Source organism: Nocardia sp. MDA0666 (assembly GCF_003023875.1).
In the GTDB taxonomy this organism is placed as follows: domain Bacteria; phylum Actinomycetota; class Actinomycetes; order Mycobacteriales; family Mycobacteriaceae; genus Nocardia; species Nocardia aobensis.
The window spans coordinates 214,034-238,145 of sequence record NZ_PYHT01000007.1 but is presented as its reverse complement, the minus strand read 5'-3'; the positions used below and the strand labels follow the sequence as shown (position 1 = coordinate 238,145).

General features: G+C 69.9%; 1 protein-coding gene (only partly in view). It reads left to right on the top strand.

Features of this window, described 5'->3' with window-relative positions:
- Positions 1-313: 313 nt before the first annotated feature.
- On the top strand, positions 314-24,112 hold the 5' portion of the coding sequence (locus C8258_RS13520; RefSeq protein ID WP_106955514.1) for a non-ribosomal peptide synthetase. It continues 20,130 nt past the right edge of the window; the window shows 23,799 of its 43,929 coding nt (coding positions 1-23,799); its start codon is at positions 314-316; its stop codon lies beyond the right edge, outside the window.

The following is a 24,112-nucleotide window of genomic DNA, read 5'->3' as shown; positions in this document are numbered from 1 at the left end:
TGGCGGGGGCAACGTAGTCCAGTGCTGATGTCGGAGCGCTATCGCCCTTCTTGGCTCATTGTCGGTACCTGGCGGTAGATTGGTTCGGTGTTCATCAGCGAATCTCGAAACGAGGCCGATCCGTGGCCGGTGGGTGGGGTCGGGCCCATGTAACAAGATCGGCCCGACGGACGGATAGGTCCTATGAACATTTTTGTCTGATTGCAATCGAAGTGAGCCCCGAATGCCGGACGCCACGCTCGGATGAGGTGAGCGTCGGCATCGGTGTGCCATCGGGGAGCGCTGCGTGGCGTTCCGGAAGCGAGGTTACGGGTTGGACCGGCTGGATTTCGGCGGAAACGGCGAAGCTGGCGGCGAGGTAACGCCCGCGGCAGTCTCGGGGGATCAACTGTTCCCGCTGTCGCCGGCGCAGCTCGGAATCTGGTACGCCCAGCACCTGGATCCGCAGGTGCCGATCACGATCGCCCAGTACGTCGACCTGCGCGGAGACATCGACGTCGAGGTGCTCTCGCGCGCGAGCCTGGACGCCTCGCACGAGCTGGGTTCCGGCTTCGTGCGCATCGTCGAACGTGACGGTCAGCCGCTGCAGTACGTCGACCACACCCTCGCCGACAGCGACGGCGTCGACCACGTCGATCTGCGTGACGCCGAGGATCCGGAGGCCGCCGCGCACGAGTGGATGCGCGCCGACATCGCCCACCCGTTGAATATGGTCACCGACCGCCTGGTGCGTTCGGTCGCATTGCAGCTCGCCGACGACCATTGGTTCTGGTACTCCCGCGCCCACCACATCGCACTCGACGGTTTCGGCGCGGTGAACCAGGTGAACCGGATCGCCGAGCGCTACACGGCCTACCGCAACGGGGTCGAACCGAAGCCGCTCAAGGCCTCCGACCTGCGCGATCTCGTCGAATCCGAGCTGGCCTACCGCGACAGCACCCGCTTTCAGACCGATAAGGAACACTGGGCGCAGCGGGTGGCCGGCCTCGAGGAGGGCACCAGCCTCGCCGGCCGCAATGCCCCGCCCGCGCCGCTGAACACCGTGGTCGGCGCCGCACTGTCGAACGAGCGCAACGACCTGCTCGCCGCGGCCGTGCGAGCTCACGACTCCACCCCGTCCGTCCTGCTGATCGCCGGCTTCGCCGCCTACCTGGCGCAGTGGACCGATGCCGAGGACGTGATCCTCAGCCTGCCGGTCACCGCGCGCACCACCGCGGTGATGCGGCGTTCGGGCGGCGCCACCTCGAATATCGTTCCGCTGCGCTTGCACGTCGGCCACGACACCACGGTCGCCGAACTGCTCAGGTCCGTGCAGACGGAGGTTTCCGGCGCGCTGCGGCACCAGCGGTACCGGCACGAGGACATCCGCCGCGACGCGGCCGCCGCGAGCCGCGAATCGGGCGTCGGCGACGGTGTGGTGACGACCGAGTTCTTCGGCCCCTGGGTCAACATCATGTTGTTCCAGGACGAGCTGAAACTCGGCAACACGCCGGGCCGCTTGCATGTGCTCTCCACCGGTTCCATCGAGGATCTCGGCGTCAACTTCTATCAGACCGAGGGCGGTGCGCGGTCCCGGATCGACTTCGAGACCAACCCGAATCTCTACACCGAAGACGAAGCACGCCACCATCATTCGCGCTTCCTCGAGTTCTTCGACCGGTTCCTGCAGGCGGGTGAACGGGACCGGCTGTGGGGTCTGCCGATCACCACGGCCGTCGAGCGGGACGCCACCGTCACCGGCTGGAACCGCTCCGCGCACGAGGTGCCGACCACCACGCTCTCGGCCCTGTTGGACGCCGCGATCGCGCGCACGCCCGACCGGACCGCGATCGACTTCCAGGGCAGCACGCTGACCTACGCCGAATTCGGCGCCCGGGTCAACCGCCTGGCGCGGATCCTCATCGCCGACGGTGTGGGCCCGGAATCGCTGGTGGCACTGGGGATGCGGCGGTCACTGGATCTGGTCGTCGGTATGCACGCCGTGCTGAAGGCCGGTGGCGCCTATGTGCCGATCGACCCGGATCACCCGGCCGAACGCACCGCCTACATCCTCGACAGCGCCGGGCCCGTCTGTGTGCTCACCAGTTCCGCCGACGAGGTCGACCTGCCGGATTCGGTGCGGCAGATGCAGATCGACACGCTCGACACCACAGGTGTGTCCGAGGCGCCGATCACCGATGCCGACCGGCTCGCCCCGCTGCGCCCGGACAACACCGCCTACGTCATCTACACCTCCGGTTCGACCGGGCGGCCCAAGGGCGTCGCGGTCACCCACCGCGCGATCGTCAACCAGCAGCTGTGGATGCTGCACGAATACGGCCTGACCGAGGCCGACGTCTATCTGCAGAAGACCGCCACCACCTTCGACGTCTCGCTGTGGGGCTACTTCCTGCCGCTGATGGTCGGCGCGAAACTGGTGGTCGCCGACCCGGACGGCCATCGCGACCCGGTCTACGTCGCGCAGATGATCGAGCGGCACGCGGTGACCGTCACCGACTTCGTGCCGTCGATGCTGACGGTTTTCGCCTCGCACGCCACCGCGGGCCAATGTGATTCGCTGCGTGCGGTTTTCGTCATCGGTGAGGCACTGCCGCCGGAGACCGCCGCGATGTTCCGGGCGATCAACCCGGATGCCGGTCTGCACAACCTGTACGGCCCCACCGAGGCCGCGGTCTCGGTGACCTACTGGGAGGCCACCGCCGCCGACACCACGACGGTTCCGATCGGTATTCCGGAGTGGAATGTCGATGTCTACGTGCTGGACTCGCGGTTGCGTCCGGCCGCGATCGGCGCCCCGGGTGAGCTGTATCTGGGTGGGCGGCAGCTGGCGCGCGGTTACCGCGGCCGGCCCGATCTGACCTCGGACCGGTTCGTCGCCAACCCCTTCGGGACCACCGGCGAACGGATGTACCGCACCGGTGACCTGGTGCGCTGGGGCCGCCGCCCGGACGGGACCGGCGTCCTGGAGTACATCGGCCGCACCGACTTCCAGGTCAAGTTCCGTGGCCAGCGCATCGAGCTCGGCGAGATCGAAACCGATCTGCTCGCCCATCCGGCGGTCAGCCAGGCCGTCGTGCTGGTGGTCGACACCGCGACCGGTCAGCAGCTGGTCGCGTATGTCGTTCCGGCGCCGGGATATTCGATCGATGGGGCGGATCTCACCCGGTTCGTGGCCGAGAAGCTGCCCAGCTACATGGTGCCCGCCGCGATCATGGTGCTGGACGCGTTCCCGCTCAACACCTCCGGCAAGCTGGATCGCAAAGCGCTGCCCGAACCGGTGTTCAGCGCCGACGCCACCGGATATCGCGCCCCGCGCACCCAGGCCGAGGAGATCGTCGCCGGCGTCTTCGCCGACGTGCTGAGCCAGCCTCGGGTCGGCGTGGACGACAACTTCTTCGACCTCGGTGGTAACTCGCTGGTCGCGACCCAGGTCGTCGCGCGCATCTCCGCCGCGTTCGGCGTGCAGCTGGGTGTGCGCGCGCTGTTCGAGACCCCCACCGTGGCCGGTATCGCGGCCCGGGCCGACGCCGCCGCCGAACACGGCGGCGACGGTGACTTCGCGGCGCGCCCGCCGCTGGTCGCGCAGCATCGTCCGGACCGGGTGCCGCTGTCGCTGGCGCAGCAGCGGATGTGGTTCATCAACCAGTTCGACCCCGCCGCGCCTACCTACAACCTGCCGTTCGTGGTGCGGCTGCGCGGCACCGTCGACATCGACGCGCTGCGCAAGGCGCTGCTGGACGTGATGCAGCGCCAGGAATCGCTGCACACCGTGTTCCCGGAATCCGGTGACGGCGGCTACCAGCTGGTGGTGCCGATCGACGAGGTCGACTTCGTCATTCCGGTCGCGCCCATCGCCAGCGGCGAATTGCCCGGCGTGCTGGCCGAATTCGCCTCCACGGGTTTCGACGTCTCGCGCGAACTGCCGATCCGGGTGCGCATCTACCGCGTGACCGACACCGACGGCGTGGACGACGACTACGCGGTGGCGTTCGTGGTGCACCACATCGCGGCGGACGGCTTCTCCTTCGGCCCGCTGGCCCGCGATGTCGCCGCCGCCTATCTGGCGCGCGCGCAGGGTGACGCTCCGCAGTGGGCGCCGCTGCCGGTGCAGTACATCGACTACACGCTGTGGCAGCGTCAGGTGCTCGGCGCCGAGGACGATCCGGAATCGGTCGCCGCTCGCGAAATCGCCTACTGGCGTGAGGCTTTGGCGGGACTGCCGGATCAGCTCGAGTTGCCGGCCGACCGCCCGCGCCCGCCGCTGCAGAGCTTCCACGGCAGCCGCGTCACCTTCGACATCGATCCCGACCTGCACGCCCGGCTGTCGGATCTGGCTCGGGCCCAGGGTGTTTCGCTGTTCATGGTGCTGCACGGCGCCCTGGCGACGTTGCTCGCCCGACTGTCCGGTACCAGGGACATCGCGATCGGCACGCCGGTCGCCGGCCGCGGTGAACAGGCCCTCGACGATCTGATCGGCATGTTCGTCAACACGCTGGTGTTGCGGTCGGAGGTCGACGGCGCCGAGCGCTTCAGCGAATTCCTCACCCGCACGCGGGAATCCGATCTGTCGGCCTTCGCCCACGCCGACGTGCCGTTCGAGCGACTGGTCGAGGTGCTGAACCCGGCCCGTTCGCAGGCCCGGCATCCGCTGTTCCAGGTGATGCTGTCGTTCCAGGAGATGTCGCACGCCGCCCTGGAACTGCCCGGGCTCTCGGTCACCGCCGACGAACTCGATGTCGACATCGCCAAATTCGATCTGCTGTGGACACTGACCGAACAGCGCGGCGGCCGCGGCGAACCCGCCGGAATCTCGGCGGCGCTGTCGTATGCCACCGACCTGTTCGACGCCGCGACCGTCGCCGAATTCAACCGGCGCTATCTGCGGGTGCTGGAAGCCGTGGTGGCCCGGCCGGACACGCTGGTCCGCGATATCGAGGTCTTCGATCCGGCCGAGCGCGACCGGGTGCTGGTGGACTGGAACGACACCGCCCACGAGGTGCCCGCGCTCGCCACGGTGCTGGATCCGTTCTACGAACAGGTACGCATCCGGCCGCACGCCACCGCGCTGCTGTTCGACCCGGGCGAGCGCTCGATCGGGGCGGTCGAACCGGCCGGGGAGATCACCTACGGTGAGTTCGCCGAGCGGGTGAACCGCTTGGCGCGCAAGCTGATCGAGTCCGGCGTCGGCCCGGACGAACTCGTCGCCGTCGGCATCCGCCGCTCGATCGACATGTTCGTGGCGATCTACGCCGTGCTCGCCGCAGGTGGCGGGTATGTGCCGATCGATCCCGACCACCCGGCCGAGCGCACCGAATACGTCCTCGCCAATTCGCGCCCGGTGGTGCTGCTGACCACCTCCCGCGACGAGGTGTCGACCACCGAATGCCCGGTGCTCGAGATCGACACCGTCGATCTCGCGGGCTTCGAGGCCGGCCCGGTCGGCGCCGCCGAGCGTCGTGCGGCGCTGCGGCCCGGCAACCTCGCGTACGTGCTGTACACCTCCGGCTCCACCGGCCGGCCCAAGGGTGTGGCGGTCGACCACGCCGCGATGGTCAACCAGATCGCCTGGAAGATCAGCGAGAGCGGTATCAGCGACGTCGACGTCGTGCTGCACAAGACGCCGTTCACCTTCGACGCCTCGCTGTGGGAACTGTTCGCGACGCTGGCCGTCGGCGCCAAGGTGATCGTCGCCGCGCCGGACGGGCATCGCGATCCGCTGTACCAGTCCGAGGTCATCTGGCGGCATCAGGTCACCATGACCTCGTTCGTGCCGTCGCTGCTGGCCGTGTTCGCGGCCACCGCGCCCGCATCCGAATGTACCTCGCTGCGAGCCATTTTCGTCGGTGGTGAGGCGCTGGCCCCGGCCACGGTGGCGCTGTTCCGGCGCTTCAGCGGCGCGGCGGTCTACAACCTCTACGGCCCCACCGAATTCACCGTCAACGCCACGGCCTGGCCGGTCGGCGCGGTGAACGGCGGTGCGGTGCCGATCGGCCGGCCGGTGTGGAACGCCCGGGCCTACGTGCTGGACGAGGGGCTGCAGCCGGTTCCGGCCGGAGTCGCCGGTGAGCTGTATCTGGGTGGCGCGCAGATCGCGCGCGGCTACCGCCACCGTCCGGATCTGACCGCGGAGCGGTTCGTCGCCGATCCGTTCGGGGAGCCCGGAGCGCGCCTGTACCGCACCGGTGACCTGGTGCGCTGGAAGGAGCGCCCCGGCGGCGAGCCCGGCGTACTCGAATACATCGGCCGCACCGACTTCCAGGTCAAGTTCCGCGGCCAGCGCATCGAACTCGGTGAGATCGAATCGGCGCTGACCGAACTGCCGGACGTGAACCAGGCCGCCGTCCTGGTGATCGACACCGTCACCGGTGACCAGCTGGTCGCCTATGTGGTGGCCGCCGACGAGTCGGTCGAGACCGCGGATATCCAGGCCGCACTGCGCGAGCGCTTGCCGAGCTACATGGTGCCCTCGGCGGTCGTGGTGCTGGACGAGTTCCCGCTCAACGCCTCCGGCAAGCTGGATCGCAAGGCGCTGCCCGCCCCGGTCTTCGAGGTGCGCGAATTCCGTACGCCCGCAACGCCGATCGAGGAGATCGTCGCCCAGATCTTCGGCGAGGTGCTGGGGCTGGCGCGCGTCGGCGCCGACGACGACTTCTTCGATCTGGGCGGCAACTCGCTGATCGCCACCCAGGTCGCCTCCCGGCTCGGCAGCGCACTCGACACCCGGGTGCCGGTGCGCATGCTGTTCGAGGCCAGCACCGTCACCGCGCTGGCCGCCCGGGTGGAATCGCATGCCGGCGACGGCGCGCGCAAATCCCTGGTCGCGCGCGAGCGGCCCGAGCAGGTGCCGCTCTCGCTCGCCCAGCAGCGGATGTGGTTCCTCAACCGCTACGACACCTCCTCGGCGGTCAACAACATCCCGGTCGCCATGCGGCTCTCGGGGGAATTGGACGTGGCCGCCCTGCAGGTCGCCGTCATCGACGTGATCGACCGCCACGAATCGCTGCGCACGGTGTTCCCGGAGACCGGCAGTGCGCCGGTGCAGGTCGTGCTCGACGCCGCGCAGATCGTGCCGGACCTGACCCCGGTGCCGGTGACCGAGCACAATCTGATCGACCACCTCGTCGAACTGGCCTCCATGTCGTTCGACGTGACCAACGAAGTGCCGTTGCACGCCCGGCTTTTCGAGATCAGCGAAACCGAGTACGTGCTCGGTATGGTCGTGCACCACATCTCCGCCGACGGCTGGTCGATGCATCCGCTGGCCCGCGACGTGATGGTCGCCTACGCCGCGCGCACCAACTGGGAGCAGCCGGCCTGGACCGAACTGCCGGTGCAGTACGCCGACTACGCGCTGTGGCAGCGCGAGGTACTGGGTTCGGAGGACGATCCGAACTCGTTGATCTCCAACCAGATTCGGTACTGGACCCGCGAACTCGCCGACCTGCCCGACGAACTGGTGCTGCCGGCCGACCGGCCGCGCCCGGCGGTGGCGTCGTATCGCGGTGGCACCTATTCGTTCGTCATCTCGCCGGAAACCCAGCGGCGCCTGGCCGACCTCGGCCGCACCCACAACGCGTCGCCGTTCATGGTGGTGCACGGCGCGCTGGCGATCCTGCTGGCGCGGCTGTCGGGTACCTCCGATATCGCGATCGGCACGCCGGTCGCCGGTCGTGGTGAGGCCGCGCTCGACGATCTGATCGGCATGTTCGTCAACACGCTGGTCTTGCGTACGAACGTCGACGGCGGCATGACCTTCGCCGAACTGCTGGCCCAGGCCCGCAACACCGATCTGCAGGCCTTCGCGCACGCCGACGTGCCGTTCGAGCGGCTGGTCGAGGTGCTCAACCCGGCCCGTTCGCAGGCGCGGCATCCGCTGTTCCAGGTGATGCTGGCCTTCCAGAACATCCGCCACGCCACCCTGGAACTGCCGGGCCTGTCGGTCAACGGCATCGACTACGACGCCCGGCTGGCGAAGTTCGACCTGCAGCTGACCCTGCAGGAGGCGCCGGACGCCGAGGGTGTGGCGGCGGGTATGTCCGCCGAATTCTCCTATGCGCTCGACCTTTTCGACGAGCCGACGATCGCCGGATTCGCCAAGCGCCTGGACCGGGTGCTGGCCGCGGTGGTGGCCGATCCGGACCGCCCCATCGGCGACATCGCGCTGATCGATGCGCTCGAAGCCGATCGGGAACTGCGCGAGTGGAACTACACCTCGCGCGAGATCGGTTCCGCGACACTGCTTCCCGAGCTGTTCGCCGAGGCTGCCCGCACCCACGCGGATGCGGTCGCGGTGGTGGATCGCGAGGCCGGCGAGAGCCTGACCTACGCCGAATTCGGCGCCCGCGTGCGCCGGTTGGCGCGGCGGCTGGTCGAGGCGGGCGTGGGTCCCGAGGCGCGGGTGGCGCTGGCACTGCGGCGCTCGACGGACCTGGTAGTCGCCATGTACGCGGTGCTCGAAGCCGGCGGCGGCTATGTGCCGCTGGACCTGGATCAGCCCGGCGACCGCATCGGCTACGTACTCGACACCGCCGAACCGGTCTGCGTGCTGACCACCTCGGCGAACGCGGGCGACCTGGAGGCCGGTGGCCGCCCGGTTCTGCGCCTGGACGAGCTGGATCTCGCGGACTACTCCGACGAGCCGCTGACCGATGCGGATCGCCTCGCCCCGCTGCGCCCGTCGAATCCGGCGTACACGATCTTCACCTCCGGTTCGACCGGCCGCCCGAAGGGCGTGTCCGTCCCGCATTCCGCGGTGGTGAACCAGATTCGCTGGATCACCGGCGAATACGGCATCGGCGCCGACGATGTGGTGCTGTTCAAGACGCCCGCCACCTTCGACGTCTCGGTGTGGGAGTTGTTCGCGCCGCTGTCGGTCGGTGGCCGGATGGTCGTGGCCGCCCCCGACGGGCACCGCGATCCGCGCTATCTCGCCGATGTGATCGCCGCCGAGCAGGTCACCATGACCTCGTTCGTGCCCTCGATGCTGACCGTCTTCTCCGGTGCCGTCGACAGTTCCGCACTGGCCTCGCTGCGCGCGCTGTTCGTCGCCGGTGAGGCCTTCACCTCCGATGCGGTCGAGGCGTTCCGCCGGGTCGGCACGGCACGGCTGTACAACCTGTACGGTCCCACCGAATTCACTGTGCACGCCACCCATGCCGCGGTAGCCGATGACGTGCGCGGCGCGGTCCCGATCGGTCTGCCGGTGTGGAACGCGCAGGCCTATGTGCTGGACGCGCGGCTGCATCCGGTGCCGCCGGGCGTCGCGGGTGAGCTGTACCTCGCGGGCGATCAGCTGGCCCGCGGCTATCTGGGCCGGGCGGACCTGACCGCGGACCGCTTCGTCGCGAATCCGTTCGCCGACTACGGGTCCCGGATGTACCGCACCGGTGACCTGGTGCGCCGCGGCGCCGACGGTGCGATCGTGTACCTGGGCCGCACCGACTTCCAGGTGAAGGTGCGCGGTCTGCGCATCGAGCTCGGTGAGATCGAATCCGCCCTCACCGCACACGAATCCGTGGCCCAGGCGGTCGCGGTGGTGCGTTCGGACGCGCGTCTGGGCGATCAGCTCGTCGCCTATGTGGTGCCGGCCGGCGGCGCGGTGGACCTGGAGGTGCTGCGCGCACATCTGGCGCAGCTGCTGCCCTCGTACATGGTTCCGGCCGCGATCGTCACGCTGGACGCGATGCCGCTGAACCCCAACGGCAAACTGGACCGGCGCGCGTTGCCGGAGCCGGTGTTCGCGGCCCGCGAATTCCGGGCGCCGTCGACGCCGGTCGAGGAGATCGTCGCGGCGACCTTCGCCGACGTACTCGGCCTGGACACGGGGGAGCGTCCGGTCGGTGTGGACGACGACTTCTTCGATCTGGGCGGCAACTCGCTGATCGCCACCCAGGTGGTGGCGCGGCTGAGTGCGGCGCTGGACGCCGAGGTCGGCGTGCGCACCGTCTTCGAGGCGCCGACCGTGGCCGGTTTGGCCGCGCGCGTCGAATCCCAGGTGGGATCCGGTGTGCGCCAGGCTCTTACGCCGCGCACGCGCCCGGAATTCCCGCCGCTGTCGCTGGCGCAGCAGCGGATGTGGTTCCTCAACCGCTTCGACACCGATTCGGCGACCAACAACATTCCGGCCGCGGTGCGGCTGACCGGCGAACTCGATGTCGACGCGCTGCGTACCGCGATCGCGGACGTGGTGGCCCGGCACGAATCGCTGCGCACGATCTACCCCTCGCACGAGGGCCTGGCCTACCAGCAGATCCTGCCCGCCACCCGGGCCGTGCCCGAGCTGGACGTGGTCGATACCACCGAGACGGACCTGCCGGCCGCGCTGACCGAATTCGTCGGCCGCGGTTTCGATGTCACCGCCGTGCCGCCGACCCGGTTTCGGCTGTACCGCCTCGGCGACGCTGACCATGTGCTGGTCGTGGTGGTCCACCACATCGCCACCGACGGTTTCTCGATGACCCCGCTGGTGCGCGATCTGATCACCGCCTACCTGGCCCGCACCGCGGGATCGGAGCCCGGCTGGGCGCCGCTGCCCGTGCAGTACGCGGATTACGCACTGTGGCAACGGGAATCGCTGGGTTCGGAGGACGATCCGCGGTCGGTCATCTCCGAACAACTCGGGTACTGGCACAACGCGCTCAACGGCCTGCCCGACGAACTGCGGCTGTCGACCCGTCCACGGCCGGCCGTCGCCGGCTACGAGGCCGGGACCTACCGGTTCCGGGTGCCGGGTGAACTGGTCGACGGGCTGAGCCGGGTCGCGCAGGGACAGCAGAGCACGCTGTTCATGGTGGTGCACGGCGCCTTCGCCGCGCTGCTGGCGCGGTTGAGCGGCACCGACGACATCGCCGTGGGTATTCCGGTCGCCGGTCGCGGTGAGCGAGCCCTCGACGACCTGGTCGGCATGTTCGTCAACACCCTGGTGCTGCGTGCGCAGGTCGATCCGGGCGCGCGGTTCACCGAACTGCTGGCCCAGGTCCGCGAGCGCGACCTGTCGGCCTTCGCCCACGCCGACGTGCCGTTCGAGCGGCTGGTCGAGGTGCTCAACCCGGCGCGTTCGCAGGCGCGGCATCCGCTGTTCCAGGTGATGCTGTCCTTCCAGAACCTCGGCCGCACCGCCCTGGAGCTGCCCGGACTGACCGTCGCGGAACTCGGAATCGATTCTCAGACGGCGAAATTCGATCTGCAGCTGACGCTGAGCGAGAGTCCGGTCGGCACCGGCGCGGACGCCGCCGCCGGTACTGCCGCCGGTGCGGAGATGGCCGCCGAACTGGTCTTCGCGACCGATCTGTTCGACGAGGCGTTCGCCGAATCGTTCGCCCGTCGCTTCCTGCGCGTGCTGCAGGCCGTGGCCGCGGATCCGTCGGCCGTCGTGGGCGCCCTGCCGGTCCTCGACGCCGCCGAGAACGCGCTGGTGCTGCGGCATTGGAACGACACCGAATTCCCCATCGATGCCGCGTTGCCGACGGTGTCCGACGACGCCGCCGCGACGCTGGTCTCGCTGTTCGAGGCCCAGGTCGCGCGCACGCCGGATGCGACCGCGGTGATCTTCGAGGGGACGAGTCTGTCCTACGCCGAGTTCGCCGCTCGCGTGCGCCGGCTCGCCCGCTGGCTCGTCGACCAGGGTGTCGGACCCGAGTCGCTGGTCGCGCTGGGGATGCGGCGGTCGATCGATCTGGTGGTCGGCATGTACGCCGTGGCCGCCGCCGGTGGCGCCTATGTGCCGCTGGATCCGGATCATCCGGCCGAGCGCACCGACTACATCCTCGACACCGCCCGTCCGGTCTGCGTGCTGACCTCGGGCGAGGCGCTGCGCGAAAATGCTTCCACCGCAAGCGATATCGCACCCGAGGTGCGTATCGATCGGCTCGAGCTGTCCGGATATTCGGACGCGCCGCTCACCGACGCGGACCGGACCGCGCCGCTGCGACCGGGCAATACCGCCTACGTGATCTTCACCTCCGGCTCCACCGGCCGCCCGAAGGGCGTGGCCGTTCCGCACACCGCGATCGTGAACCGCCTGGTGTGGATGCACGCCCAGTACGGCCTGGCCGCCGACGATGTGGTGCTGCAGAAGACCCCGGCCACCTTCGACGTGTCGGTGTGGGAGTTCTTCTGGCCCTTGCAGGTCGGCGCGCGCCTGGTGGTGGCACGACCGGACGGCCATCGCGACCCGGCCTATCTGGCCGAGGTCATCGTGCGCGAGGGCGTGACGGTCACCCACTTCGTGCCGTCCATGCTCGCGGTCTTCGTCGGCGAGCCGGCCGCGACCGAATGCACCGGTCTGCGCAACGTCTTCGCCTCGGGTGAGGCGCTGCCCGGCACCACCGCACAGCAGTTGCGCCGCCTGACCGGCGCTCGCCTGCACAATCTCTACGGCCCGACCGAGGCCGCCGTCGACGTCACCTACCACGAGGTCGTCGACGCGGATGTGGCGTCGGTGCCGATCGGTGCGCCGGTGTTCAACACCCAGGTCTACGTGCTGGACGCGCGGCTGCAGCCGGTTCCGGTGGGTGTCGCGGGTGAGCTGTATCTGGCGGGCGCCCAGCTGGCCCGCGGATATGTGGCGCGGCCGGATCTGTCCGCGGACCGCTTCGTGGCCAATCCGTTCGGTGCCGGTGAACGCATGTACCGCACCGGCGACCTGGTGGTCTGGACCACCGGCGCGAGCGCCGAATCGGGTGGAGCCGGTGAGCTCGAATACCTCGGCCGCACCGACTTCCAGGTGAAGGTGCGCGGCCTGCGCATCGAACTCGGGGAGATCGAATCCGCGCTGACCGCCGTCGCATCGGTGGGGCAGGCCGTGGTGGTGGTGCGCTCCGACGATCGCACCGGCGATCAGCTGGTCGCCTACCTGATCGCCGCACCGGGCGCCGAGATCACCGTGGACGCGGTGAAATCCGCGCTGGCCGAACAACTTCCGGCGTACATGGTGCCGGCGGCCTTCGTGGTGCTCGACAGCTTCCCGCTCAACGCCTCCGGCAAATTGGATCGCAAGGCGCTACCGGCGCCGACCTTCGCGGCCAAGGTGTTCCGCGCGCCCGGCACCTCGGTGGAACAGTCCGTCGCCGACGTGATCGCCGAAATCCTCGGCCTGGACCGTGTGGGCCTGGACGACGACTTCTTCGAACTCGGCGGCAACTCGCTGCTCGCCACCCAGGTCGCGGCCCGGCTGGGCGCGGCGCTCGACACCGAGGTCGGGGTCCGCACCCTGTTCGAGGCCTCCACGGTCGCGGCGCTGGCCGCGCGACTGGAAACCCAAGCGGGACGGGGCGGCCGGCTCGCGCTGACCGCGCAGCCGCGGCCCGAGCCCGTCGCGCTCCCGGACGGTGAGACCGCGCAACTGGTCCCGCTCTCGCCGGCCCAGCAGCGGATGTGGTTCCTCAACCGGTTCGACAACCGCACCGCGGTCAACAACATCCCGGTCGCGATCCGGCTGACCGGCGCGCTGGACCGCGAGGCCTTCGCCGCGGCCGTGCGCGACGTGGTCGCGCGGCACGAATCGCTGCGCACCGTGTACCCGGAGATCGCGGGTGACGGTTACCAGCGGGTGCTGTCCACGCAGGCCGCCGGTGTCGAACTCGCCACCGAGACGGTGGACGCCGGCGACGTGCCCGCGCGCGTGGCGGAATTGGTCAACGTCTTCTTCGACGTGACCGCCGAGGTCCCGTTCCGGGCCACCCTGCTCGAGGTCGGCCCGCGCGAGCACGTGGTCGTGCTGGTCATGCACCACATCGCCGGGGACGGCTTCTCGCTGCGCCCGCTGCTGCGTGATGTGGTCGCCGCCTACTCCGAGCGCTCGCGCGGCGAGTCCCCGCAGTGGGCGCCGCTGCCGGTGCAGTACGCGGATTACGCGCTGTGGCAGCGCGAGGTGCTCGGCGCCGAGGACGATCCGGAATCGGTCGCCGCTCGCCAGATCGCCTACTGGACCGAGCAATTGCGCGATCTGCCCGAGCAGATCGAACTGCCGGCCGATCGCCCGCGCCCGGAGATCGCCACCAATGCCGGTGCGACACAGGAATTCTCGATCGACGCCGACCTGCACGCACGGCTCACCGAGTACGCGCGCGCCCACGGCGTGACGCTGTTCATGCTGATGCACGCGGCCCTGGCCACCTGGGCGGCGCGGCTGTCGGGCAGCACCGACGTCGCCATCGGCACGCCGATCGCGGGTCGCGGTGAACGCGCACTCGACGACCTCATCGGCATGTTCGTCAACACGCTGGTGCTGCGCACTCCGGTGCGCCCGGATGCCACGTTCGCCGAGTTGCTCGGCGAGGTGCGCCGGACCGACCTGGCCGCCTTCGCCAACGCCGACGTGCCGTTCGAGCGGCTGGTGGACGTGCTCAGCCCGGTGCGTTCCCAGGCGCATCATCCGCTGTTCCAGGTCGCCTTGACCTTCGAGGCCACCGGACAGCGCGACGCCACCACGGCCGCCCTGCCCGGCCTGGACCTCGCGGTCGTCGACGCCGATCCGGGAATGGCGAAATTCGATATCCAGCTGACCGTCGGCGATGCCGCCGACGGCGCGGGGCTGGCCCTGTCGTGGACTTACGCCACCGATCTGTTCGATCCGGAGACCGTCGCCGCCTTCTCCGACCGCCTGCTGCGGATCCTGCGCAGTGTCACCGAGGGCAGCGTCGCCGAGGACGCCACCACGGTGGTGGGCGATATCGATCTGCTCGGCGAGGGCGAACGCCTGGACGTCTCGCAGCGCTGGGTCTCGGCCGGCGAGGACGGCGGCGCCGGGCGGTTCGCCGACCGGGCCGTGACGCTGTCGGATCTGTTCGACGCCGCGGTCGCCGAGCACGGCGACCGGGTGGCGGCGAAGTTCGGCGCCGATCAGCTCACCTACGCGGAACTGGATCGGCGCGCGAACCAGTTGGCGCGCAGGCTGATCGCCGACGGCGCCGGACCCGAGACGCTGGTCGCGGTGGTGCTGCCGCGCTCGCTGGATCTGGTCGTCGCCCTCCTGGCGGTAGTCAAGTCCGGCGCGGGATACGTGCCGATCGATCCGAGCTATCCAGCCGAACGCATCGCCTACGTGCTCGCGGATTCGCGTCCGGCCGGGGTGATCGTGGACGGCGGCACCGAGGTGGAGCTGCTGGCCGGCCTGCCGACCGTGCTCATGGACGGATTCGGCGCGGAGACGCCGGAATTGGTGGACGCGGGCGAGGGCCCGATCACCGATGCCGATCGCAACGCGCCGCTGTCGGCGAGCAATATCGCCTACGTCATCTACACCTCCGGCTCGACCGGCCGCCCCAAGGGCGTGGCGGTCGCGCACCGGAACGTGGTGCGGCTGTTCGCCAACACCGATCGCGAGTTCGGTTTCGGCGCCGACGACGTGTGGACGATGTTCCACTCCTTCGCCTTCGACTTCTCGGTCTGGGAGATCTGGGGTCCGCTGCTGTTCGGCGGCACGCTGGTCGTGGTCGACTACTACACCTCGCGCTCGCCCGAGCAGTTCCTGGAACTGCTGCGCCGCGAACGGGTGACGGTGCTCAACCAGACCCCCTCGGCGTTCTATCAGCTGGCCGAGGCCGATCGTCTGGCCGGTGGCCGGCCGCTGGCGCTGCGCTATGTGGTCTTCGGCGGTGAGGCGCTCGAGCTGCGCCGGCTCGCGGACTGGGTGGCCCGCCACGGCGACACGACGCCGCGAATGGTCAACATGTACGGCATCACCGAGACCACGGTGCACGTCTCGCATCGGGTGCTCGATGCCGAAACCATCGCCGCGGCAACGGGTTCGGTGGTCGGCCGGGCCATCGCCGGACTGCGGGTGTACGTACTCGACGACCGGCTGCATCCGGTTCCGGTCGGCGTCGCCGGCGAGATGTACGTCGCCGGTCCGCAGTTGGCGCGCGGCTACCTGGGCCGCCCGGATCTGACCGCGGCCCGCTTCGTCGCCGATCCGCTGGGCGAGCCCGGGACGCTGCTGTACCGCTCCGGTGACGTGGCGCGCTGGAACCGCTTCGGGGAACTCGAGTATCTGGGCCGCGCCGACGACCAGGTCAAGGTGCGCGGTTTCCGCATCGAACTCGGCGAGATCGAGGCCGCGGTGCTGGCCCAGCCGGGGATCGCGCAGGCCGCGGTCGTCGTGCGCGAGGACCAGCCGGGCGACCAGCGCATCGTCGCCTATGTGGTGCCCCCGGCCGGACAGACCGAACCGGCGCTGGATGTCGTGCGCGACGGTGCGGCCGAACGGCTGCCCGCGTACATGGTGCCCTCGGCGTTCGTGGTGCTGGACCGCATTCCGCTGACCGTCAACGGCAAACTGGACCGCCGCGCCCTGCCCGCCCCCGCGGTGCAGTCGCGCGCCTTCCGGGCCGCCGAGACCCCGGTCCAGGAGATCGTGGCCGCGGTCTTCGCCGAGGTGCTCGACGTGGAACGGGTCGGGCTCGACGACGACTTCTTCGATCTGGGCGGCAACTCGCTCATCGCCACCCGCGTCGTCTCCCGCATCGGGGCGGCGCTGGGCACGACGGTCGGTGTGCGCGCGCTGTTCGAGGCCTCGACCGTGGAGTCGCTGGCCGCACGGCTGGAAACGCACACCGGCGGCGAGGCGCGCCCGCGCCTGATCGCCCGCGCGCGCGCCGCCGCGGAACCGGTGCCGCTGTCGTTCGCGCAGCAGCGCATGTGGTTCCTGAACCAGTACGACACCTCCTCGGCGGCCTACAACCTGCCGCTGGTGGTCCGGCTCTCCGGTGAACTCGACACGGCCGCATTGGAATTGGCCGTCTTTGATGTGGTGCGCCGGCACGAGTCGTTGCGCACCCGCTACCCGGAGCACGGCGGCACGCCGATGCAGTTGGTGGTGCCGGCCGAGCAGATCGTGCTGGATCTGCGCGCCTACCCGGTCTCGGATGCCGATCTGACCACCGCGGTGACCGATTTCGCGTCCGCGGGATTCGATGTCGCCGAACAGGTTCCGCTGCGCGCCCGGCTGTTCCAGGTGCACAGCGACGAACACGTGCTGGTCGTGGTCGTGCACCACATCGCCGCCGACGGGTTCTCGATGACCCCGCTGGCCCGCGACGTGATGACCGCCTACACCGCCCGCACGCAGGGCAGTGCCCCCGGCTGGGCGCCGCTCGAGGTGCAGTATGCCGATTTCGCGATCTGGCAGCGCGAGGTGCTGGGCTCGGAGGACGATCCGCAGTCGCTGCTGGCCCGCCAGGTCGACTACTGGCAGCGCTCGCTGTCCGGAATTCCGGAAGAGCTCACCCTGCCCGCCGACCGCCCGCGCCCGGCGATCGCCTCGCTGCGCGGCGCCGAACTGCATCGCACCCTGACACCCGAGCTGATCGGCGCACTGGAAGGCGTTGCGCGCGAACAGGGTTCGTCGCTGTTCATGGTGATGCACGCGGCCCTGGCCGTCCTGCTGGGACATCTGTCGGGTACCGAGGACATCGCCGTCGGCACCCCGATCGCCGGCCGCGGTGAAGCCGCGCTCGACGATCTGGTCGGCATGTTCGTCAACACCCTGGTGCTGCGGACCGGCATCGACCCCGACGAGTCGTTCACCGGCCTGCTGGAGCGGGTCCGCCACACCGACCTCGAGGCCTTCGGCAATGCCGACGTGCCGTTCGAGCGGCTGGTGGAACTGCTGGCGCCGGAGCGCTCGCAGGCCCGCAACCCGCTGTTCCAGGTGATGCTGGCCTTCCAGAACCTCGACCGCGCGAGCCTCGAGCTGCCCGGCCTGACCGTGTCCACGGTCGAGCGCGAGGAGAACATCGCCCGCTTCGACCTGCAGTTCACGCTGTCGGAACGGGTCGGCGACGCCGACGGTGCGGCCGCCAACGGTATGGCCCTGAACCTCGTCTACGCCACCGATCTGTTCGACGAGCAGACCGCCTCGGAAATCGCCGATCGCTGGATCCGGGTGCTGCGGGCGGTGGCCACCGATCCGCGCATCGCCGTCGGCGCGGTCGACATCCTCGAGGCGTCCGAACGCGCGGACCTGCTCGCACGCACGGGTGGCCCGGCGGTCGCGGCGGCGACCCTGCCGCAGCTGCTGGCCGAGGCCGCGGGCCGCGATCCGCAGGCTCCCGCGGTCATCGCCGACGGGCGCACCCTCACCTACCGGGAACTCGACGAGCGGTCGAACCGCTTGGCGCGCTTGCTGATCGAACGCGGGATCGGCACCGAGGACCTGGTCGCGGTGGCCGTGCCGCGCTCGGCCGAGAGCTATCTGGCCGAATGGGCGGTGACCAAGTCGGGTGCGGCGTTCGTGCCGATCGACCCCGCGTACCCGGCCGACCGCATCGACCACATGGTCACCGATTCGGGTTCGCCCGTCGGCCTGACCGTGGCCTCGGTGCGCGACGATCTGCCGGAGTCGGTGGACTGGCTGGTTCTCGACGAGATCGAAATCGACGGTTACGACGCCGCCGCGATCACCGACGCCGACCGGGTGCGCCCGCTGCGCGTCGAGCATCCGGCCTACGTCATCTACACCTCCGGTTCCACCGGTGTGCCCAAGGGCGTGGTCGTCACCCACGCCGGCCTGGCGAACTTCCGCGCCGAACAGAACGAGCGCTACCGGCTCGATTCCGATTCGCGCGCACTGCATTTCGCCTCGCCCAGCTTCGACGCCTCGATTCTGGAGTTCCTGCTCGCCGTCGGTGCGGGCGGTGCGCTGGTCGTGGTGCCGCCGGGCACCTACGGCGGCAGCGAACTCGGTGAGCTGATCGCCCGTGAGGGCGTCACCCACGCCCTGATCACCCCGTCGGTGCTGGCCACCCTCGATCCCGCCGATCTGGCCGGGATGCGGGTCGTCATCGCCGGTGGTGAGGCGGTCACCGCCGAACAGGTCGCCAAGTGGTCGGTGACCCCGGACGGGTCGGCGCGCCGGTTCCACAACGCCTACGGCCCGACCGAGGCGACCATCGCCACCAACATCAGCGATCCGCTGGCCGCGGGCGATCCGGTCACCATCGGCGGCCCGATCCGCGGCATGCAGTCGCTCGTCCTCGACGCCCGGTTGCGGCCGGTTCCGGTGGGTGTCGCGGGTGAGCTGTATCTGTCCGGTGTGCAGCTGGCCCGCGGCTATCACGCGCGGGCGAGCCTGACCGCTGAACGCTTCGTGGCCAACCCCTACGCGCCCGGACAGCGGATGTACCGCACCGGTGACGTGGTGCGGTGGAACCACACCGGTGAGGTCGAATACGTCGGCCGTTCCGACTTCCAGGTCAAGGTGCGCGGTTTCCGCATCGAACTGGGTGAGATCGACGCCGCGCTCACCGCCCACGATTCCGTCGATTTCGCGGTGACGGTGGGTCACACCCGCGGCGCGGGCGCCACCTCGCTGGTGTCGTACGTCGTCGCGGTCCCGGGCGCGTCGATCGACGTCGCGGACGTGACGGCGCATCTGGAACAGCGCCTGCCCGGCTACATGGTGCCGTCCTCGATCATGGTCATCGACCGGGTGCCGCTGACCCCGGCCGGCAAGCTCGATCGCAAGGCGCTGCCGGAACCGGAGTTCGCCACCGATACCACCTTCCGCGCACCGCGCACGCCGGTGGAGCAGGCCATCGCCGAGGTGTTCGCCGAGGTGCTGGGCATCGAACGCGTCGGCGTCGACGATTCCTTCTTCGCGCTGGGCGGCGACTCGATCGTGTCCATCCAGCTGGTGTCGCGGGCCAAGGCGCGCGGCGTGGTGTTCAGCCCACGCGACGTCTTCGAACAGCGCACCGTGTCCGGGCTGGCGATGGTCGCCGAATCTGCTGCGGGACAGGGTGATTCGGTGCCGGTGCTGACCGAGCTGCCCGGCGGCGGCGTCGGCACCATGCCGCTGACTCCGGTGGCCCGGTTCATGGTGGAGCGGTCGGGTTCGTTCGGCCGGTTCCATCAGGCGCTCGCCCTGGAACTGCCGATCGGCATCGACCGGGCCGGGCTGCTGGCCACCGTCGCCGCCGTCGTGGATCGCCACGACATGCTGCGGGCGCGGCTGCGCCGGCACGCGGGCGCGGAATGGATCGTGGAGACCGCCGCACCGGGCAGCATCGATGTCGAGTCACTGCTCGATCACACCGAATTCGACGCCGCCGCAACCGATTCGGAACTGTTCGGGATCGCGACCGCGGCCCTGGACGCGAGCCTGGACCGGCTCGATCCGGAGGCCGGTGTGGTCGTGCGCTTCGCCTGGCTGGAGCCCTCGGCCGCCGACCGGGCCGGACGCCTGATCGTGGTCGCCCACCACCTCGTCATCGACGGTGTGTCGTGGCGCATCCTGGTGCCCGACTTCGTCACCGCCTGGGGACAGCTCTCGGCCGGGCAGACCCCCGAGCTGGCCGCGCCGCCGACCAGCATGCGCACCTGGTCGCATGCGCTCGAGCGTGCCGCCGCCGACCGCGACGCCGAACTCGACTGGTGGCGTGCGGTCGTCGACGGCCCGGACCCGCTGCTCACCGAGCGGCCGTTCGATCCCACCGTCGATGTGGCCGGGGTCGCCGGCAAGGTCGAGGTCGAGGTCTCGCCGGAGGTCACCAAGGCCCTGCTGACCGCGGTGCCGGCGCTCTACCACGGCGGAATCAACGACGGCCTGCTGGCCGCGCTGGTGCTGGCCGTCGCGAAATGGCGTGCCGCGCACGCCGGTTCGGACGACCGGACCGACAGTGCGCTGGTGCGCCTCGAGGGCCACGGCCGCGAAGAGGACGTCGTGCCGGGCGCGGATCTGTCCCGCACGGTCGGCTGGTTCACCGCGATCTTCCCGGTCCGCTTCGACCTGTCGGGTCTCGACATCGACGCGGCGCTGACCGGCGGCCCGGCGATGGGCCGGGTCGTGAAGGCGGTCAAGGAACAGCTGCTGGCCGTGCCCGACAAGGGCCTGGGCTACGGCATGCTGCGCTACCTGAACCCGCGCACGGCGACCCAGCTGCCCGAGCAGATGCCGGGCCAGATCAGCTTCAACTACCTGGGCCGGGTCTCCGACAACGCGGTGCCCGAGGCGCTGCGCGGTTTCGGCTGGATTCCCGCCCCGGAACTCGGCGAACTGGCCGGCGACTACGACGCCGACATGCCGGCGATGGCGCCGCTGGACATCAACGCCATCGTCGTCGGCGACCGGCTGACCGCGCGGATCGGCTATCCGACCACGCTGCTCGACGCCGACGCCGTGCGCGAATTCGGCGGATTGTGGACGCGGGCGCTGGAAGCCGTTGCGCGACACGCGGAATCGGCCGGTGCGGGTGGGCACACCCCGTCGGACTTCCCGCTGGTGCGCGTCGGCCAGAGCGATATCGAGGGCTGGGAGCGGCGCTTCGGTGAGATCTCGCAGGTGTGGCCGCTGTCCTCGCTGCAGGCCGGTCTGCTGTTCCACGCCGAACTGGCCGCCGCCTCCGTCGACGTCTACACCGGTCAGGCCGTTCTCGACCTCACCGGCCGCGTCGATCCGGCCCGGTTGCGCAGTGCCGCACAGGCTCTGATCGATCGGTACGAGACGCTGCGCACGGCCTTCGTCACCGACGCACAGGGTCATCCGGTGCAGGTCGTGCTGGACGGCGTGCGGGCGACGTGGGCCGAACACGACCGCCGCGAGACCGGCGAGGCCGCGGATCTGATCGAGGCCGATCGGACCCGCCGCTTCGACCTGGCCGCGCCTCCGCTGATCCGGTTCACCCTGATCCGGGTGGCCGAGCAGCGCTGGTCGCTGGTCGTCTCGAACCACCACATCCTGCTCGACGGCTGGTCGATGCCGCTGCTCATGCGGGATCTGCTGGTGCTGTACGCCACGCACGCCGACTCCGGCGCGCTGCCCGCGGTGCGCTCCTACCGGCATTTCCTGGAATGGGTTGCCCAGCAGGATCATTCGGCCTCGCTGGCGGCGTGGACCGATGCCCTCGCCGGCATCTCCGAGCCGACCCTGCTGGCGCGTCCCGACGCCGGTCGCGAGATCACCGCGCTGTCGGACGAGTTCGTCTTCGAACTCGACACCGCGCAGACCGCGCGGCTGACCGAATTCGCCGCGCGCCTGGGCGTCACCGCCAACACCGTGCTGCAGACGGCCTGGGGCATCGTCCTGGGCCGCATGACCGGCCGTGACGACGTGGTGTTCGGCACCACCGTCTCGGGCCGCCCGCCGGAGCTGGCAGGTGTCGAGTCCATGGTCGGCCTGTTCATCAACACCGTGCCGGTGCGGGTGCGCCTGGATGCCGCCGAAACCGCGGAGCAGCTGCTCACGCGGGTGCAGGGTGAGCAGGCGGATCTGCTCGACCACCACTACCTCGGCCTGGCCGATATCCAGGACGCGATCGGCGTCGGCGGACTGTTCGACACCCTGGTGGTGTTCGAGTCCTATCCGGTGGATGCCGAGGGCATTCAGCGCCAGGCCGCCGACATCGACGGTATGGCGGTGGCCGGACTCGAGGCCACCGACGCCACCCACTACCCGCTGAGCCTGATCGCCTCGCTGGGCTCCACCCTGCGGATCCGGGCCGGTTATCTGCGCGATCTGTTCGACGAGAACGCGGTGCACCGCATCGCCGACCGGCTGGTGCGGGTGCTCACCACCATCGTGGGCGAACCCGCGGTCGGCGCCGGCGATATCGAACTGCTCGAGCCCGCCGAACGCGAACTCGTGGTGTCGCGATGGAATGCGACCGACCACGAGGTCGACGGCTCGGCCACCCTGGTCTCGCTGTTCGAGGCGCAGGCCGAACGCACCCCCGCCGCCACCGCGGTGAGCTTCGAGGGGACAGGTCTGTCCTATGCCGACTTCGCGGCCCGGGTGCATGCGCTGGCCCGCTGGCTGATCGAGCGCGGCGTCGGCCCGGACACCTTCGTGGCACTCGGTATGCGGCGGTCGATCGATCTGGTGGTCGGCATGTACGCCGTGACCGCCGCCGGTGGCGCCTATGTGCCGCTGGATCCGGATCATCCGGCCGAGCGCACCGAATACATTCTGGCCACGGCGGATCCGGTCTGCGTGCTGACCTCCGGTGACGATCTCGACATCGACACCGCGCAGGTGCGCATCGACCTGCTGGACCTGTCGGGCTACGCGATCGAGCCGATCACCGACGCGGAGCGCCGCGGCCCGCTGCGCCCGGCCAACACCGCGTACGTGATCTTCACCTCCGGTTCCACCGGCCGCCCCAAGGGCGTCGCGGTGTCGCATGCGGCGATCGTCAACCGGCTGGTGTGGATGCAGGCCGAATACGGCCTCACCCCCGCCGATGTGGTGCTGCAGAAGACGCCCGCGACCTTCGACGTGTCGGTGTGGGAGTTCTTCTGGCCCTTGCAGATCGGTGCTCGGCTGGTCGTGGCGCGGCCAGACGGCCATCGCGATCCGGCCTATCTGGCCGAGGTGATCGTCGGCGAGGGCGTCACCGTGACGCACTTCGTGCCGTCGATGCTGGCGGTCTTCGTCGCCGAGGCGGCGGCCGCGCAGTGCACGACGCTGCGCCTGGTCTTCGCCTCCGGTGAGGCGCTGGCGCCCAAGTCGGCGCAGCGTCTGCGCGAGCTCACCGGCGCCGCGCTGCACAACCTGTACGGCCCCACCGAGGCCGCGGTCGACGTCACCTATCACGAGGTGACCGATGCCGATGTCGATTCCGTGCCGATCGGCCGCCCCGTCTTCAACACCCGTGTCTACGTGCTGGATTCGCGTCTGCGGCCGGTTCCGGTGGGTGTCGCGGGTGAGCTGTATCTGGCGGGCGACCAGCTCGCGCACGGCTATGTGACGCGTCCGGATCTGAGCTCGGACCGGTTCGTGGCGAACCCGTTCGGCGCGGGCGAGCGGATGTACCGCACCGGCGACCTGGTGGCCTGGAACGAACAGGGCGAACTGGATTACCTGGGCCGCACCGACTTCCAGGTGAAGTTGCGCGGTCTGCGCATCGAACTCGGCGAGATCGAGACGACGCTGACCGGGCTCGACGAGATCGACCGGGCCGTCGTGGTGGTCCGCGGGGACCAGCACACCGGCGATCAGCTGGTGGCGTATGTCGTTGCCACACCGGGCCTTCCGGTCGACGCCGAAGCGGTGCGCGAGGAACTGGGCCGGCAGCTGCCCGGTTACATGGTGCCCGCGCTGGTGATGGTGCTCGACGAATTCCCGCTCAACGCCTCCGGCAAGCTGGACCGCAAGGCGCTGCCCGCCCCGGTGTTC